Annotated in this window: 18 protein-coding genes; all 18 read left to right on the forward strand. The window is 51.7% G+C overall.

Annotated features, from left to right (window positions below; all coding sequences use genetic code 11):
• Nucleotides 1-19: 19 nt before the first annotated feature.
• The 18 genes from HQN87_RS12715 (at nucleotide 20) to HQN87_RS12800 (ending at nucleotide 15,392) form a co-directional block, all read left to right on the forward strand.
• The gene (locus HQN87_RS12715) at nucleotides 20-1,417 is read left to right on the forward strand and encodes a protein-glutamate methylesterase/protein-glutamine glutaminase (protein WP_173133226.1); all 1,398 of its coding nucleotides are present in this window, start codon (nucleotides 20-22) and stop codon (nucleotides 1,415-1,417) included.
• A gap of 34 nt (nucleotides 1,418-1,451) precedes the next feature.
• Complete coding sequence (locus HQN87_RS12720; protein WP_173133229.1) at nucleotides 1,452-3,539, forward strand: chemotaxis protein CheA; 2,088 nt, start codon at nucleotides 1,452-1,454, stop codon at nucleotides 3,537-3,539.
• Between the two features lie 27 nt (nucleotides 3,540-3,566).
• Entirely contained in the window at nucleotides 3,567-4,028 is a 462-nt protein-coding gene (locus tag HQN87_RS12725; protein WP_173133232.1) for a chemotaxis protein CheW, read from the forward strand.
• A 3-nt stretch (nucleotides 4,029-4,031) separates the two neighbouring features.
• On the forward strand, nucleotides 4,032-4,658 hold the full coding sequence (locus HQN87_RS12730) for a chemotaxis protein CheC (RefSeq protein ID WP_173133234.1): 627 nt from the start codon (nucleotides 4,032-4,034) through the stop codon (nucleotides 4,656-4,658).
• Nucleotides 4,651-5,148 carry a chemotaxis protein CheD gene (locus HQN87_RS12735; RefSeq protein WP_173133236.1) on the forward strand — a complete coding sequence of 166 codons (498 nt, stop codon included), beginning with the start codon at nucleotides 4,651-4,653 and terminating at the stop codon, nucleotides 5,146-5,148. The genes HQN87_RS12730 and HQN87_RS12735 overlap by 8 nt, the downstream gene beginning before the upstream one ends.
• Before the next feature lie 2 nt (nucleotides 5,149-5,150).
• On the forward strand, nucleotides 5,151-5,567 hold the full coding sequence (locus HQN87_RS12740; RefSeq protein WP_173133238.1) for a hypothetical protein: 417 nt from the start codon (nucleotides 5,151-5,153) through the stop codon (nucleotides 5,565-5,567).
• 76 nt (nucleotides 5,568-5,643) lie between these two features.
• A complete protein-coding gene (locus tag HQN87_RS12745) occupies nucleotides 5,644-6,432 on the forward strand; it encodes a FliA/WhiG family RNA polymerase sigma factor (protein ID WP_173133240.1) in 789 nt (262 codons plus the stop codon).
• Between the two features lie 30 nt (nucleotides 6,433-6,462).
• Nucleotides 6,463-7,866, forward strand: a complete 1,404-nt coding sequence (locus tag HQN87_RS12750; protein ID WP_173133242.1) for a flagellar assembly protein A — start codon at nucleotides 6,463-6,465, stop codon at nucleotides 7,864-7,866.
• Between the two features lie 69 nt (nucleotides 7,867-7,935).
• Complete coding sequence (locus HQN87_RS12755) at nucleotides 7,936-8,244, forward strand: hypothetical protein (protein ID WP_173133245.1); 309 nt, start codon at nucleotides 7,936-7,938, stop codon at nucleotides 8,242-8,244.
• Between the two features lie 52 nt (nucleotides 8,245-8,296).
• Entirely contained in the window at nucleotides 8,297-8,851 is a 555-nt protein-coding gene (locus HQN87_RS12760; protein ID WP_173133248.1) for a hypothetical protein, read from the forward strand.
• The gene (locus HQN87_RS12765) at nucleotides 8,848-9,474 is read left to right on the forward strand and encodes a hypothetical protein (protein ID WP_173133251.1); all 627 of its coding nucleotides are present in this window, start codon (nucleotides 8,848-8,850) and stop codon (nucleotides 9,472-9,474) included. The genes HQN87_RS12760 and HQN87_RS12765 overlap by 4 nt, the downstream gene beginning before the upstream one ends.
• A 199-nt stretch (nucleotides 9,475-9,673) precedes the next feature.
• A complete protein-coding gene (gene rpsB / locus HQN87_RS12770; RefSeq protein ID WP_173133254.1) occupies nucleotides 9,674-10,375 on the forward strand; it encodes a 30S ribosomal protein S2 in 702 nt (233 codons plus the stop codon).
• Between the two features lie 147 nt (nucleotides 10,376-10,522).
• Nucleotides 10,523-11,173 carry a translation elongation factor Ts gene (tsf, locus tag HQN87_RS12775; protein ID WP_173133258.1) on the forward strand — a complete coding sequence of 217 codons (651 nt, stop codon included), beginning with the start codon at nucleotides 10,523-10,525 and terminating at the stop codon, nucleotides 11,171-11,173.
• 103 nt (nucleotides 11,174-11,276) lie between these two features.
• Entirely contained in the window at nucleotides 11,277-12,005 is a 729-nt protein-coding gene (pyrH, locus tag HQN87_RS12780; protein WP_173133261.1) for a UMP kinase, read from the forward strand.
• On the forward strand, nucleotides 12,005-12,559 hold the full coding sequence (gene frr / locus HQN87_RS12785) for a ribosome recycling factor (protein WP_173133264.1): 555 nt from the start codon (nucleotides 12,005-12,007) through the stop codon (nucleotides 12,557-12,559). Before pyrH ends, frr begins: the two co-directional genes overlap by 1 nt.
• 78 nt (nucleotides 12,560-12,637) lie before the next feature.
• A complete protein-coding gene (uppS, locus tag HQN87_RS12790; RefSeq protein WP_173133267.1) occupies nucleotides 12,638-13,405 on the forward strand; it encodes an undecaprenyl pyrophosphate synthase in 768 nt (255 codons plus the stop codon).
• Nucleotides 13,406-13,425: 20 nt separating this feature from the next.
• Nucleotides 13,426-14,229 carry a phosphatidate cytidylyltransferase gene (locus tag HQN87_RS12795; RefSeq protein WP_173133270.1) on the forward strand — a complete coding sequence of 268 codons (804 nt, stop codon included), beginning with the start codon at nucleotides 13,426-13,428 and terminating at the stop codon, nucleotides 14,227-14,229.
• 23 nt (nucleotides 14,230-14,252) lie between these two features.
• The gene (locus tag HQN87_RS12800) at nucleotides 14,253-15,392 is read left to right on the forward strand and encodes a 1-deoxy-D-xylulose-5-phosphate reductoisomerase (protein WP_173133273.1); all 1,140 of its coding nucleotides are present in this window, start codon (nucleotides 14,253-14,255) and stop codon (nucleotides 15,390-15,392) included.
• The last annotated feature ends 145 nt before the right edge of the window (nucleotides 15,393-15,537 follow it).

The raw sequence follows: 15,537 nt of genomic DNA on the forward strand, positions 1-15,537 counted from the left end.
GGACAGAGGTGGAAATGCTATGAGGCCCTATAAAGTTCTGGTTGTGGATGATTCTGCATTTATGCGCAAGATCATTTCCGATTTAATCGAAAACGATGCCGACTTTCAAGTAACAGCAACGGCTGCCAACGGCCGTGAGGCGATAGAGAAAGTTAATGAGCTTCGTCCGGATCTGGTAACCATGGATGTGGAGATGCCTGAGATGAATGGCCTGGAGGCGCTGAAAATAATCATGGCCCAGCGTCCGCTTCCCGTCATTATGCTGTCAGGCATCAATGAACAGGGGATGAAGGAGACCATACTGGCCTTGGAGTGGGGGGCTTTCGATTTCATCCGAAAGCCGTCCATTTCAAACTCCCAGGATATCATCGCTGTCGGAGAATCCCTCCGCGAGCAGATGAAGGAGGCCATGCTGGCGCGTGAGCAGCGGGAAGCCCGGGCTTCTGCCGTCAAGGCGCCGGAGCCGCCGCTTCCGGCAGCAGAGCCGCCTGCTCCGCGAACCGTGATCGAGCCGGCCAAGCGGAAGCCGGAGCCGCTCAGCAAAGAAGCGGGTACACTACGGGCACCGCTGCCAGGGGCAGACAAGCCGAAGGGCAGAACGACGCTTGAACCTCCGGCAGATACACGGAAGCCGGGGCAAGGCACTGATCCGGCGGTTACGAGGCGTGTGGCTAAGCCGCTGCCTGAGGTGGCCAAACCGGCTACCGACCGGTTCAAAAGCCGGCCCCGGGAGGAACGGGGGGCTGGAATACCTGGGCAGCGGGCAGCTGCTGAAACTGCGGCAGGCTCGTTCATCGAACCTCCGGCAGCCTCAGGAAGCCAGGCAAGCGGAACCCGTGGAGTACGCAAGCTGGTTGCTGTGGGATGTTCAACCGGCGGCCCGAGAGCGCTGAAGGCGTTCCTGGAGAATATACCCGGTGATTTCCCGGCGCCGATTGTTATTGTCCAGCATATGCCGCCTAACTTCACCAAGTCGCTGGCCCAGCGGCTGAATACCTTCAGCAGCCTGGAGGTTGCTGAAGCGGAGCACGGGATGGTGCTCCGGCAGGGCGCGGCCTACATTGCTCCCGGAGGATACCACTTGAGAGTGGTTGCTGGAGCCGGCGGACAATATGTGATAGAGCTTACGAAGGAAGAGGTCCGTAATGGACATCGTCCGTCTGTAGATACATTGTTTGAATCGGTATTGCAGCTTACCTCGCTTGAACGTCACGCGGTCATTATGACGGGGATGGGCAGCGATGGGGCCCGTATGATGAAAGCACTCTACGATTCGGGGGTGACATCAACCTTTGCCGAGAGTGAAGAAACCTGTGTGGTTTACGGGATGCCGCGGTCTGCAGTAGAGCTGAAGTGTGTAAGATACATCCTGCCTTTGCAAGAAATTGCTCCAAGGCTGGTACAAGCCGTTAAATAACCGAAAAGCGAACTCGAAGGGGAGGTACCCGCTCATGGACATGAACCAATACTTATCCATGTTTATTGATGAGTCAAATGATCATCTGCAGTCCTTGAACGAAAGCATGATGGGGCTGGAAGCAAATCCTGAGGATCTGAGCATTGTCCAGGTGATTTTCCGCTCTGCCCATACCTTGAAAGGTATGGCGGCTACAATGGGTTTTGAAGATTTGGCTTCGCTTACGCACCAGATGGAGAATGTGCTCGATCTGGTGCGCAACAACAAGCTGCGGATGCAGGATTTCATCTTTGATACCCTATTCAAAAGTATTGACGCTCTGGAATCCATGGTGGAGGACATTACCGGCGGGGGAGCCGGTAAAGCCGATGTCTCGTCGATTGTCTCTTCTCTGCAGGCGATCGTCCGCGGAGAAGTACCTTCTGCCAGCGGAGCTGCTGCTGAAGTAACGGCAGCCGCGTCCGGTAATGCCTCTGCAGCCCAGGTGTTTCTGGATGAATTCCAGTATTCTGTGCTGGAGCAGTCTCTGCAGGAAGGCCATCAGGTGCTGTATGTGGATGTGGCTATCCGCAAGGATTGTCAGCTCAAGGCCGTACGTGCATACATGGTGTTCGACCTCCTGGAGCGTTCCGGAGAAGTTGTCAAATCCTTCCCTTCGGTTCAGGACATAGAGCAGGAGAAATTCGACTACGGATTCTCGCTCTACTACATAACCCAAAAGGATGCAAGTGAAATTCAGAAGATGATTCTGAATTTGTCAGAGATTGATGCCGTTACGGCTGTGGCGCTGGATCAGGAGTCGCTGCGCCAGATGGGACAAGAGAGTGCGGCTACGGCTGAAGCTGTGGCCCCGGCTCCGGTGCAGGAGGCTGCCCCCGAGGCTGTCCATAATGCTTCTCCTGCGGCTTCCGTGCACGCCAAGGAAGAGAACGGCAAAGCCGCTCCGGCGAGAGCAGGAGGAACACCGTCTCCTTCCCGGACCATCCGGGTGGATATCGAGCGTCTGGATGTGCTGATGAATCTGTTCAGTGAGCTGCTGATTGACCGCGTCCGGCTGGAGCAGCTGGCTTCCGAAGTCCAGAACGGGGATCTTACGGAAACGGTCGAGCATATGGGCCGGGTCAGCGGAGATTTGCAGAATATTGTCATGAAGTTGCGCATGGTTCCGGTGGATACCGTATTTAACCGGTTCCCGCGGATGATCCGCGACCTTGCCAAATCGCTGGACAAGAAAGTGGATTTAATCATCACAGGGGCCGATACGGAGCTTGACCGTACCGTGATTGATGAGATTGGCGACCCGCTGGTGCATCTGCTGCGTAATGCGGTTGACCACGGGATTGAATCCATTGCAGACCGGATCGCTGCCGGCAAGCCGGAGACAGGCACCGTTCAGCTTCGCGCATTCCATAGCGGCAATCACGTTTTCATTGAGATTGAAGAGGATGGCAAAGGGATCTATCCGAAGAATGTACTGGCGTCTGCGGTCAAAAAAGGTGCAATTACCCAGGAGCAGGCGGGTACGATGTCGGATGACGAAGCTTACCAGCTGTTATTTGCCCCAGGCTTCAGTACGGCTGAGGTCATCTCGGACGTATCGGGCCGGGGGGTCGGGCTGGATGTGGTCAAAGCGAAGATCACAGCACTGGGCGGCAACGTCACTATCTACTCCACACCGGGCAAAGGTACGAACTTCTCTGTTCAGCTTCCGCTCACGCTGTCGATCATTGCCGCAATGCTGGTGCGCCTGGGCTCAGAGAAATACGCCATTCCGCTGTCTTCTATAGTAGAAACAGGAATTGTGAAGCAATCCCAGGTACGGACCATTCACGGCAACAAAATGCTGGAGTTCCGGGGCAGTCACATTCCGCTGGTCTCCCTGAGCAAGATCTTCTCCATTCCGGACTATGATGAAAGCACAGAAGAGGAGACAGAGATCGTGGTCGTGCGTAAGGGAGAGCGGCTGGTTGCTCTTGCTGTGCAGGACTTCATCGGCCAGAACGAAATTGTTATCAAGAATCTCGGCAAGTATCTGCCTGAGGTACAAGGGATTTCGGGAGCTACAATTCTTGGAGACGGACAGGTTGCACTCATTATCGATCCGAATGCTTTTATCAAATAATCAGGTTAGAACAGGGAGGGTCATTCCATGGCTGAAGATATCAAAGTCATTGTATTCAAGCTTGGCACTGAGGAATACGGCATTGAGGTAGAGAAGGTCCAGACGATTGAACGCATGATGCCAATTACCCGCGTACCGAAGACCTATTCGTTTATCAAAGGAGTAATCAACCTGCGCGGTGTCGTTATTCCGGTTATTGATCTCCGCGGACGCTTCGGGATCGAGGAAGCAGAGCATACGGACCAGACCCGGATTATTATTGTAAATGTCAATGATATGGAAGTGGGCTTCATCGTGGATTCAGCCAATGATGTCATCGACCTGAACCGTGATATCATTGACGTACCGCCGGATGTTGTGGGGGGAATCCGGGCGAAGTATCTGGACGGGGTGGCCAAAATAGGAGATGATCGTCTGCTGATTATGCTCAACCTGTCTGAAGTACTCAACAAGGGCGAAATTGTACAGCTCGAAAGCCTGGAGGGCTAGCCTATGGAGCTATTCAAGAACTTCAAGGATTTCAAAATGGATGTGCTCAAGGAAGTCGGGAATATTGGAGCCGGCAACGCTGCCACCGCATTGTCGCAGCTGCTCAATAAGCCGATTGATATGGCTGTTCCGAAGGTACAGCTGCTCAGCTTCGAGGAGATCACCGATAAGGTAGGCGGAGCGGAAGAACTGGTGTATGCGGTATTCCTGCGCGTTGAAGGGGAAGCCCCGGGTAATCTGTTCTTTATTCTTAGCCCGGAAGCGGCAAGTAACCTGCTCAGCCGGATTGCCGGAATTGAGATCTCCGGCGGCGATGAGCTGAGTGAGATGGAGTTATCCGCCCTAAGCGAGATCGGCAATATCCTGGCCGGCTCCTACCTCTCTTCACTGGCGGACTTCACCTCGCTGTCCATGTACCCGACAGTACCGGCGCTTGCGATGGATATGGCCGGAGCCATTCTGGGCTACGGACTGCTGCAATTCGGTCAAATGGGTGATGATGCGCTGCTGATTGATACTACTTTTCTAGAAGGCCAAAATGAAATTGAAGGACAATTCTTCCTTATTCCCGATCCGGAATCGTTCCCCAAAATATTCAAAGCCTTAGGAGTACCGTTCGATAATGATTGAAGAACAGAGCATTATTAAAGTAGGTATGGCGGATCTGAATGTAGGCAGTCAGGATAGTCTTATCCGTACGACGGGTCTTGGCTCCTGCGTAGGTCTGACTCTGTTTGATCCCGGTAAAAAGCTGGCTGGCATGGCGCATGTCATGCTGCCTTCGTCAGAGATTGCGCGGGAAGGACAGCTGAACATTGCCAAGTTCGCAGATACCGCAGTCCCTGAGCTGTTGGCCCGCCTGTTGGGGCTGGGGGCAGTTAGAAGCCGGATTGTGGCCAAGATGGCCGGAGGCTCACAGATGTTTGCTTTTGCCGGAGGGAGTGACACCATGAGGATCGGGCCTCGGAATGTAGAATCATGCAAGCTTGCTCTTGATAATCTTCATATTCCGCTCATCGCGGAGGATACGGGTGGCAATTATGGGCGTACGATAGAAATCTCCTGCAACACCGGAGTGATTTTTATCCGCAGCGTTCAAAAAGACCCGAAGGAAATATAGCCATGAGCAGGAAACTATTGCTGAATGCTGTGGCCGGGCTGATCGGATTTGTTTTTACATTTCTTGCAAACCAGGGACAGAACCTGCTTGGAACCAGCCTGATTCGGGGCATCTACGGATTTATTATCTGGTTTGTGCTTGCTTTTCTCCTGAGATGGGTATTGGGGTTTATTGCCGGTAAGCCCGCTGAATCCTCGGACCCTGAAACCGGTCTGTACGATAATGGTGAATCACTTGGCGCCAAACTTGATATTAGTACACCTGAAGAGGATCAGGAATTGAAAGGCCTGCTTACCCCTAAGCGGGAGGCGGCAAGCGAAGAGGCGGGAGGGTTCACCCCTTTGCAGCCTCCGAAGCTAGTCTCTATGAAAGATCCTGAAGAATTGGCCAAGGCCGTTCGTCACCTGAAAGAAGAATAAGCGAGTGCTGCGGCGAAAGTCCGTATTCTTGCGCCGCATGATACCGCTGACTAAACTTTGGGAAGGGTGAAAGCCGTTGAACGAGCGTAAAGCAGCTCAGTCGGAAACAGACCAGCTTTGGGAACAGTGGAAAGAGCACGGTAATCCTGAAGCCAAAAAAAAGCTGATTGAGAGCTATCTCCATATTGTTGATTACGTGTCCAGCCGTCTGGCAGTAGGGCTGCCCAAAAATGTCTCCAAGGATGATTTGGCCAGCAACGGTGTGATGGGACTCATTGATGCCATCGAGAAATTCGACTACAAGCGGGGGCTTCAATTCCAGACCTATGCATCCTGGCGGGTAAGGGGAGCAATCCTCGATTCTCTCCGGCAAAGTGACTGGGTCCCCAGATCTGTACGCGAAAAAGCGAAAAAAATCGAGGATGCCTACCAGCAGCTGGAGCAGAAGTATTTGAGATCCGTAAGTGACGATGAAATGAGCAAGTATCTGAATATTTCAGAAACGGAGTTTCAGACTATGCTGCAGGATGTTGCAGTCATGTCGCTCTGCTCATTGGAAGATCCTATACGTGAAGAAGAATCAGAGACACGGATGTCTATTTTGGTAGATGACAAGGCCAAGAATCCGGACCGTAAAGTGAATGAGTTCTATCTGCGGGATACGTTAACCAAGGGGATCGAGAAATTAACAGTGAAAGAACGGACCGTTGTGTCCCTTTTATATTATGAGGATTTATCTTTAAGCGAGATTGCCGAAGTGATGTCACTATCGCCTTCGCGGATCTCACAGCTTCATTCCAAGGCTATTTTGCGGCTAAGAGGAACACTTGAGAAGAACCGGGACCTTCTAATGCAAAATGATTAACCGGGCGACGGTGACAAGGGGGAGCAGAATTTGATCGGTCAATATGTTTTGAGCCAATACCTGAGTATTACATTCTCGGATGATAAGGGGATTGCTTACCTTCAGTTCACCAAGAAGGATGAGAATTTCTCCTGTTCGATTGAAGACCTTGACAGCTTCCTGTACAGTCACAATATTCGTTTCGGCATCCAGCGTGATATAGTTCAGCGGATCAGCAGCAATCCGGAGGAATACTTCTGGAACAGGGTGCCCATCGCAATCGGGCAGCCTGCTGTCAACGGTAAGGATGGCCGTGTGGTGCTCACCGTTGATATGGAAGAAGACCGCAAGCCCCTGGAGAAAGAGGACGGCAGGGTTGACTACAAAGAGCTCGTCCGGCTGCACAATGTCAGAAAAGGCCAGCTTATAGCCAGGGTTATTCCGGCAGAGAGCGGTGTGAACGGCAAGATGGTGACCGGAGAGGAGCTTCCTTGCAGGGCGGGGAAGGAGGCTCATTTCAAGGTAGGCAAGAATGTGGTGGTGGATCAGGAAGAAACTTCGATGTACTCGGCGATTGACGGACTGGTTACGCTGACAGACAAAGGCAAGATTAATGTATTTCCTGTGTATGAAGTTAACGGGGATGTGGATTACAGTACGGGGAATATCGACTTTGTAGGTACTGTTGTCATCCGCGGCAATGTGCTTACCGGCTTCACCGTCAAGTCTGCCGGGGATATCCGGGTGGTCGGCGGGGTGGAAGGGGCTGAACTGATATCAGGCGGTTCCATCGAGATTACCGGCGGAATCATCGGATATAACAAAGGTCTCATCAGCGCGGGCAAGAATGTCAAAGTCTCCTTCATTCAGGACGGCAACGTCGTTGCCGGAGAAGATGTGATCGTTTCACAGAGTATCATGCATTCTAATATCCGTGCAGGCCATGATGTGCTGTGTAACGGGGCCAAGGGCTTAATTGTGGGCGGTATTGTGCAGGCAGGCGAGCGGGTGATTGCCCGGACCATCGGCAACACGATGTCCACGGCTACGGCGATAGAGGTGGGCGTTGTTCCCGAGCTGAGAAATGAGATCAATGAACTGCGCCAGGAACTGCGTCAGCTTCTCGAGAATGAGGACAAGACGAATAAGGCGCTGTACCTGCTCAATCAGTTGGCGAATAATGGTCAGCTCTCGCCCGATAAGATTGCACTTCGTGTGAAGCTTAATGCAACGAAGCAGTCCCATATGCGTGACGAAAAGAAAATCAAAGAGCGCGTGCTGGAGATCGAACGCATGCTGGAGGATACCGGCAGAGCAAGGGTTGATGTCGTCAAGACGATCTATGGGGGTTCCAAGATCGTTATCGGCAGATACACCAGGTTCGTCAAGGACCCGACAGAGCGGGTATCCTTCGTCTACAGTGAAGGGGATATCTCCATAACGCCTTACATCTAATCAGGCGGGCAGCCAGGGCGGCCTGCCATTCCTTGATTCTGAAACCAGTTACGGGAGAAGAGGGATCTTATGAGTCTGAAACCGGTGGAACTGCAAATTGCGCTGCCCCGTACCCATGATGCGGGCAAAGTTCAGAATAACCTGCAGCAGCGTCCTGCCCTTGACCAGCAGCAGCTGGCAGGCCAGAATGTGAAGCACAGTCAGGAAATCTCCCTGCGCAGCACGGAGGTAGATGAGTCTGCCGAATCTGCGCTGCGGGACGGCGGCAAGGGAAGTGGTCCGGGGAGCCAGAGTTATCCGCGCAGACAGGACCAGCAGGAGAAGACTCATGATGCCGAACATCCCTTCAAAGGGCATCGCATTGATTTCAGCCTTTGATAGTTGAATATGGAAGATTAATATGAATTAAACGCAGAAGGAGATTACACATTTGGAACCATGGGTATACATCGTGCTGGTAGGTGCAGTCGCTATTGTCTATGCCCTGCGTCTGCCGGCCAGGGCAGGCCGGGAAGACTCGGAAGAGAAGAAGAGCCTGAAGGAAACGGAGGCGGCTCTGGAGCTCTATATGGCTGACATCGAGCAGGAGAACTCCAAGCTGCTTCAACTGGTCGGCAGTATCAAGACGCAGTCACAGACGAATAAGACTGACCTCCAGGAAGAGATCGGTGTATTGCGGGAGCAGGTAGGGGAACTGCACAAGAGCCTGCTGCTTATGGATGCCCGGCTGACTGCTGAAGAGAAGGAACGGCTACAACTCGCTGCAGCCTTCACGAGGGAAGGCTCATCTGCACAGACTGAGAAGCCCCCGGCAGAAGCTCCCGTTAAGCCGAAGCCGGTCAGCTCCATTAAGCTGCGGTATCCGCGTTTATTCGAGCTGCATGAACAGGGGAAATCCATAGATTCTATCGCCAAGACCGCCGGCCTGCAGCGGGGAGAAGTCCAGTTGATTCTGCAATTGGCGCAGCAGGAGGAATCGGTATGATCAGGAACCGGTTTTTCATGCTGGGATTAGGTGTCGGACTGATTGCGGGCGCGCTACTGCTGCAGATCATGATAGCTGGCAGGGCGACACCGCTAACCAAAGAAGAGTTAATACAGGAAGCCGCCCGTCTGAATCTGGCCGTAGTAGACCAGGCCGGGGCTTCTGCCGAAGGAACCCCATCACCGCAAGAAGGCGGGCAGGCCGGGGCTCCCCAAGAGACGGCTGGAGCTGAAGCTAAGCCAACTGCAGCAGCCTCGCCGGCTGCTACTCCTCCAGCCACGCCCAAAGCGGCAGTAACGCCAAGCGCCGCAGTGACTCCAGGCCAGCCTTCAGCCCCTGCACAGCCTAAGAGCACGGCAGAGACAGCCGCGAAGCCCCCGGCGACCCCTGATTCGCCTGCGCTAACGGACGGGAATATTTCGTTAAGGATTCCTACGGGAATTACGCTCGCCCAAACTGCGGATTTACTCGCTGAAGCCGGGGTGATTCAGGATAAAGTTAAGTTCCTTCAGGTGGCAGACAGCCGGAAGGTGAACACAATTATCCAATACGGCAGCTATAGCTTTACCAAAGGAGAAAGCATCAACTCTATTATTGATAAGCTGATTACGGTGAAAAAATAATAGATTATCCAAAAGAGAAAATATAAATTTGCACTGATCGTTGCATAGGCAGGTTTAATATGGTATAGTAATGGACGGTGTTAAAACACACGCCGGTTGATTTCGACAAGGGGTGCTTTCTTCTGAAGAAAGTCTTGTAGAAAGATGACACGCGGCGGAGGAGACACACAAATAAACCAAACTTAGGAGGTGTGTGAAGATGGCAGTAATCTCCATGAAGCAGCTTCTCGAAGCTGGGGTACACTTCGGTCACCAGACTCGTCGTTGGAACCCAAAGATGGATCGTTATATCTTCACTGAAAGAAACGGAATTTACATTATTGACCTGCAAAAAACGGTCAAGAAGGTAGAGGAAGCTTACAACTTTGTAAAGAGCGTCGCTGGCGACAACGGCACAATCCTATTCGTAGGAACAAAGAAACAAGCACAGGATTCCGTAAAAGAAGAAGCTGAACGTTCGGGTATGTTCTTCATTAACCAACGTTGGCTGGGTGGTACCCTGACTAACTTCCAGACGATTCAGAAGCGTATTGACCGCCTGAAGAAATTGGAAGCTTGGGAAGAAGACGGTACCTTCGCAGTATTGCCTAAAAAAGAAGTTATCCTTCTCCGCAAAGAGAAAGATCGTCTTGAGAAATTCCTGGGCGGTATCAAGAACATGAAAGGTCTTCCAAGCGCGCTGTTCATCATTGACCCGCGTAAAGAGCGCATTGCAGTAGCAGAAGCTCGCAAATTGGGTATTCCAATCGTAGCTATCGTTGATACTAACTGCGATCCGGACGAAATCGACTACGTAATTCCAGGCAATGACGACGCAATCCGCGCCGTGAAGCTCTTGACTGGTAAAATGGCTGACGCTGTTGTTGAAGCTCATCAGGGCGAAGACACAACTTCTGCTTAAGTAGTAACCGGAGCATAAATAAGAACTTAAATGAAAAGGGTGGTTGGCAGGTGGATAACCTCTCACTGCCCTTTTTTTAAAATGTAAGCAAGTAAGTATATCTTTGCGCCCGCAATGACAACGACTATGACTCTGGAGGGAATAACAATGGCAGTAGATGCAAAAGCAGTGAAGGAACTTCGTGAAAGAACAGGAGCAGGAATGCTCGATTGTAAAAAAGCGCTTGAAGAAGCAAACAATGATATCACCAAAGCGGCTGAATTGCTTCGTGAAAAAGGTTTGTCCGCAGCAGCCAACAAAGCGGGACGTATCGCTACAGAAGGTACTGTAGAATCTTATATCCACGCTGGCGGCCGTATTGGCGTTCTGGTAGAAATCAACTGCGAAACTGACTTCGTAGGCAAAACAGATTCCTTCAAAGACTTCGCCCGCGATATCGCAATGCAAATCGCAGCAGCGAACCCGCTGTATGTTCGCCGTGAAGAAGTACCGGCTGCAGATGTAGAGAAAGAAAAAGAAATCCTCAAGGCGCAAGCGCTGAACGAAGGCAAGCCTGAGAAAATCGTTGAAAAAATGGTTGAAGGCCGCATCAGCAAGTTCTATGAAGAATATTGCCTGATGGAGCAATCCTTCGTTAAAGACCCGGATAAGACGATTTCCCAGCTATTGAATGAAAAAATCAGCACCATCGGCGAAAACATCACGATCCGCCGCTTCGTTCGTTTCGAACTGGGTGAAGGTCTTGAGAAGAAAGTCGACAACTTCGTTGAAGAAGTAATGGCGCAGGTTAAACAATAATAGCAGCAAGGCATTGAATAAGAACTGAATAAAGGCAAGCATCAAAAGAGCGGAACACAGATAAGCAGTGTTCCGTCTTTTGTAAGAAAGTGAGGGTATACAATTGGAACAGCCGGTATTTAAGAGAGTGGTCCTTAAGGTAAGCGGTGAATCGCTCGCCGGACAGAATGGCTATGGCATCGATGCCGAAACGATCATCTCTATTGCGGAGCAGGTCAAGGAAGTCGTTGAGCTTGGAGTTCAGGTTGCGATTGTATGCGGCGGGGGCAACATCTGGCGCGGGATCGCCGGAAGCGAGAACGGTATTGACCGCGCGACAGCGGATTATATGGGGATGCTGGCAACGGTGATGAACTCACTGGCCTTGCAGGATGCTCTGGAGCAGATCGACGTCCCTACCCGGGTTCAGACCTCTATTGCCATGCAGCAGATTGCTGAGCCTTATATCCGCCGCCGGGCCATCCGTCATTTGGAGAAAGGCCGCGTAGTTATTTTTGCTGCCGGTACAGGGAATCCGTTCTTCTCGACAGATACAACGGCAGCGCTCAGAGCCGCCGAAATTGAAGCCGAGGTCATCCTGATGGCCAAGAACAAAGTAGACGGCGTCTACTCTGCAGATCCGTTCAAGGATAGCACTGCCGTGAAGTACGAGCAGCTTACTTACATGGATATTCTGAACAAAAACCTGGGTGTGATGGACTCCACCGCTTCCTCTCTCTGCATGGATAATAATATACCGCTCATTGTGTTTGCTATTACAGAGCAAGGCAATATTAAACGTGTCGTTCTCGGTGAGAAAATCGGAACAATCGTTAAAGGGAGTGTAAATTAATGCCACAATCGGTTAAGAAAAATGCCGAAGAGCGTATGGAAAAAGCAATTCTCTCGCTGAAACGCGACTTGGCAACGCTGCGGGCAGGACGCGCTTCGACGTCGCTGCTGGATCGCATTCAAGTTGAATATTACGGTGCACCAACTCCTATCAACCAGCTGGCCAACATCAGCACACCGGATTCCCGGACGCTGCTGATCCAGCCATGGGACAAAACCTCGATGTCAGACATCGAAAAGGCGATTATGAAATCCGACATTGGGATTACTCCAGCCAATGACGGTACAATCATCCGTCTGTCGATTCCCCCGCTTACCGAAGAACGCCGCAGTGAGCTTGTGAAGTTCACCAAGAAGTTCGGAGAAGAAGCAAAGGTAGCTATCCGCAACATCCGCCGCGATGCTAACGATGATATCAAGAAGATGGAGAAGAACGGCATTTCAGAAGACGAATCACATGGACATCAGGAAGATATCCAGAAATCTACGGATAAGTTCATAGCTGAAGTCGATAAAGTGCTCTTGTCCAAAGAAAAAGAGATTATGGAAGTATAATGAAATCCAAGAGACTTCAGGCCCCTCCGTTTATGGTGGGGTTTGTCTCTTTCTGATAAGAGCTTGGAGGAAACGGAAATGATCAAACGGATTCAAGAATGGCTGAGCCGTAAAGACAGGCAGGTGCCAGTCGAGATTTCACCGGATAATATTCCCCGGCATGTAGCGATAATTATGGATGGCAACGGCCGCTGGGCGAAACGGCGCGGTCTGCCCCGTATTGTGGGCCATCAGAACGGGATGAAGGCGGTCAAGCGTGCGACGATTGCGGCGAATGACCTGGGAGTAGAGTTCTTGACCATGTACGCTTTCTCTACGGAGAACTGGAAGCGGCCGAAGGACGAGGTTGATTTCCTTATGCGTCTCCCCGTAGAATTTCTGGCTATTGAACTGGACGAATTGATTGAGAAGAATGTGCAGGTACGTGTTATGGGTGATACGGAGGCTTTGCCTTCCCATACCCGCAGGGCGATGGAGGAAGCGATTGTCCGTACAGAGAGCAATACCGGACTTATTCTGAATTTTGCACTGAACTACGGCGGCCGCAAAGAAATAGAAGATTGTATGCGCGGCTTGGGCAAGGATATCCAGGCAGGAGTCCTGTCACCTGAAGAGATCACTTCAGAGCTGATTGACAGCAGGCTTTTGTCCGGCGGATTACCCGATCCCGATCTGCTGATTCGTACCAGCGGCGAAATGCGGCTTAGTAATTTCATGCTGTGGCAGATTGCCTACAGTGAATTGTGGTTTACTGATGCGTACTGGCCGGAGTTCGACAAGGCGCATCTGATGCAGGCTGTAGCTGAATATCAGCGCCGCACACGCCGTTACGGTGGATTGAAGTAGCCTGATGGGAGAGGGATTCTGTGAAGCAGCGATTGATTACCGGAATTGTTGCCGGGGCCTTGTTTTTAGGGTTATGTTATTTGGGAGGCTGGCCGTATCAGCTTTTGCTTACTGCCATGGCCCTCATCGGTTATTATGAATTTGTGAAAATGACGGGTACAGCAACCTTTGGCCTTACTGCTGTATTTGGTTATGCATCTGTATTATGCTTTATGATTCCCTGGGATCTGCTGGGGACTGTCGCGCTATTCTCATGGGAACAGGGAATATGGCTGTTAATGCTGCTGTTCCTGCTGGTAACAGTATTCAGCAAGAATAAGCTGGATATCAAAATCACCGCATTGATGTTCACCGGGATTGTATACATAGGGATGGGTTTCTCCTATATGGCAATCGCCCGCGGTGCAGGGGATGATCATGGCCTCTTCTGGACTTTCCTGCTGCTGTGCTGCATTTGGGGGAGTGATGCCGGAGCCTATTTTGTCGGCAGAAGCTTTGGCAAGAACAAGCTATGGCCTGCAATCAGTCCTAACAAGACGATTGAAGGCGCCCTCGGCGGAGTGTTGATTTCTGCTGTGATTTCCGTCATTTTTGCCTTTTGGGTTCCTGATCTGCTGACGATCGGACGCGCGCTGCTCATCGGAATTTCCTGCGCCGTGCTGGGTCAGCTTGGAGATCTTGTACAATCTGCCTATAAACGGGTGTACGGTATTAAGGATTCAGGCTCATTGCTGCCTGGTCACGGAGGCATCCTGGACCGCTGCGACAGCTGGATTATCGTATTTCCTTTCGTACATATCGTAATGCTGATGCCTTACTATTAACGACAGGGAGAAGGAAAGCAACTGTGAAAAGAATTAGTATTCTGGGCTCCACCGGTTCCATCGGTACCCAGACGCTGGATGTTGTAGCCATGCATCCGGAGGAATTTGAAGTGGATGGACTGGCAGCGGGAAATAATACCGCGCTGCTGCTGGAGCAGGTCCGCCGGTTCAAGCCGCGCCGCGTGTCCGTATCCACGAAGGAGCGGGCAGACGAGATCAGATCCAGTCTGCCCGCCGGTGTAGAGCTGTATAGCGGCAGTGAAGGTCTGGTCGAGATTGCAGCCGGAGGTAACGCAGACACTGTGGTGACTGCACTCGTAGGAAGCGTAGGGCTGCAGTCTACACTTGCGGCGATTGAAGCCGGCCGGCATATTGGACTAGCTAATAAGGAAACACTGGTTACCGCCGGACATCTGGTTACTGAGCTGGCCGGACGCAAGGGTGTGAAGCTGCTGCCAGTAGACAGTGAGCATTCAGCGATTTTCCAATGCCTCAACGGTGAGAACCGCGAAGATGTAGCTTCGATTACGATCACTGCATCAGGCGGCTCCTTCCGTGATTATGGACGGGAACAGCTTAAGGACGTCACTGTAGAGGATGCACTGCGCCATCCTAACTGGAGTATGGGAGCCAAAATCACCATTGATTCGGCAACCATGGTGAACAAGGGGCTGGAGGTTATTGAAGCCCACCATCTGTTCGCGCTGCCGTATGAGCAGATTAACGTGCTGCTGCATCCAGAGAGCATTATTCATTCGTATGTGGAATTCCGTGATAGCAGCATCATTGCCCAGCTCGGGACTCCGGATATGCGTGTTCCTATTCAATATGCGCTTACCTATCCCGACCGCTGGCAGTCTCCTGCCAGCCGCTTGTCCCTGGCCCAGGTAGCCAGCCTCACCTTCCGTGAGATGGATTATGAGCGCTACCCGGCTCTGAGGATGGCCATCGACTGCGGGATCGCGGGAGGGACAGCTACAACGGCCTTCAATGCGGCCAATGAGATTGCCGTTGCCCGGTTCCTGCGCGGTGAAATTCCCTTTTTGCGGATTGAAGAGATTATTGATGAAGTGCTTCAGCGCCATGACAATGCGGCTAATCCCAATCTGGAACAGATTCGCTTGTGCGACCTGGCTTCCCGGGAACTTGCAGCTACCCTGTAACGGGAGCAGCTTCGCTTTCTGAACGACATAATGGCCGTGCCCTGAAAATAGGAGTGGACTGTTGATTCTCTTGTGCCCTGCCTTGGAATAATGATAAATTAAGAGGACATACTTCGGTCTTACACCTAAAGGGGGAATGTTGCGC

Source organism: Paenibacillus tritici (genome assembly GCF_013204885.1).
GTDB classification, from domain to species: domain Bacteria; phylum Bacillota; class Bacilli; order Paenibacillales; family Paenibacillaceae; genus Paenibacillus_AQ; species Paenibacillus_AQ tritici.